Genomic DNA, 1,529 nt, shown 5'->3' with positions numbered 1-1,529 from the left:
GCTCGGTTTGTAATTTGTTTCATGAATAACTTTTTCAATCTTTTCACGTGTCTCTCGGGACATTTTTTCATATTTCCCGTTTAGGTAAAATGACACGGTTGTTTTCGAGGTCTGAGCCATTTCTGCAATGTCTTTTATGGTCAGTTTCTTCTCCAATCTAAAACACCTCCTACTAATACTTAGTATAACATATTCACCATTCAAAATGCCTATTTCTAGCACTGCAAGCGAATCATTCTCTCATTTATTTTATCATATACTAGACATTTCCCACGCATTTTTGTTCCGTCAACGAGGCATAATTTTTCACCTACACAAATGTCCTCGCTTAATAACAAAATCAGCTTGTCTGTTTCGTCATTTTTCACTTCAAAAGCCAGAGCATTTTCCACTTCACGACCATCTGTCTGGTAGACAGAATGAAGGATGATTTCAAAACTCTCATGCGCAATGATGGTATAATCCAGCATCTGATTCTCAAAGAATTGGCGCTTGGTGAGTTTGCTGCTTTTTTCAAGTTCATTGTATTTAGGAGAAATAATGGTAGCTTCTAAATCAAAATCAACTTCACTCCATAGTCTCAACTGATTGATTTTCCCATCTTGATAGGTCACATCCTTGTCAAGAATAAACTGGGTCAACGCCTCATGCTGACCTTGACACCTGATATCATCTACCAAGAGCCAGACATCCTCTGCCAACATGAGGATTTTTCTCCTGTAAAGATAAGGCAAATCAGGATCTACTGACAAATAAGCCCCCTCAATATAATGCACTCCCTCTCTTTCTTTGTGGTGACAAAACAGGGAGTGAGGATAGTATTCATATTCCCAGGATCCCGTAATCCTTTCTGGAGCTTTCCCATCTACCATACAGGTCGAATGACTCCAAGCACTCTTTAAGAGATAACGTTCATCTATCTCCCGATAAGAATAACGCCCAGCATCTATGAAAATCGGTTGACCTTGATACTGTAAGCAAAAACTATTCTCGTCACTATGGCTATGGGCACTTCCCATCGGGCCGTTTTTGAAAAATAGATAACGATGTTCATCCTTAATGCAGACATGTCCAGAGTCTTCAAAGATCATGGACTTAGGCTGCCAAGCTCTCTTTTCAAATTCCTGCAGTCGCTTGACCTTTTCTCGCCCTAGGAACAAGAGGCTAAGCAAATCAACTTTAACATCCAGACCGTTAAGAAGATCTTCCTTGTTCAAAACCACAGCAGACAGGCTCAAAATCTCTGTCGTTTCTGTAGAATCGCTATCACCAAAAGCCAGAGTCCGTCCATCCAGGCCTGTCATCATCTGAATGTAAGTCGCCATCTTTTCCAGCAACTCTTGAAAGCTATCTTGCAAGTCTGGAAGCAAGAGACACAAGTCTAGCAAGGCTTTATAAACCTCTACATGATATAGAATCGACTGTTCAAACTGGCTTCCATCCTCTAAAATCTGCTTCTCAATTTGCTGTTTCAACTCCTCTGAAGCAAAAAGGTAAACTTCTTCTAAATCCATCTTATCTGAAAAGAA

Annotated in this window: 2 protein-coding genes; both read right to left on the bottom strand. The window is 40.1% G+C overall.

From position 1 onward, the window contains the following. Positions 1–156: LacI family DNA-binding transcriptional regulator (locus GMD3S_RS10875; RefSeq protein WP_192812755.1), on the bottom strand; the 156-nt coding region annotated here is incomplete at its 3' end. Positions 157–215: 59 nt separating this feature from the next. After that, on the bottom strand, positions 216–1,529 hold a 1,314-nt coding region (locus tag GMD3S_RS0210205; RefSeq protein ID WP_025173020.1), incomplete at its 5' end, for a heparinase II/III family protein.

Source organism: Streptococcus sp. GMD3S (genome assembly GCF_000298695.2).
In the GTDB taxonomy this organism is placed as follows: Bacteria; Bacillota; Bacilli; order Lactobacillales; family Streptococcaceae; genus Streptococcus.
This window is presented reverse-complemented; position numbering and strand designations above follow the sequence as displayed.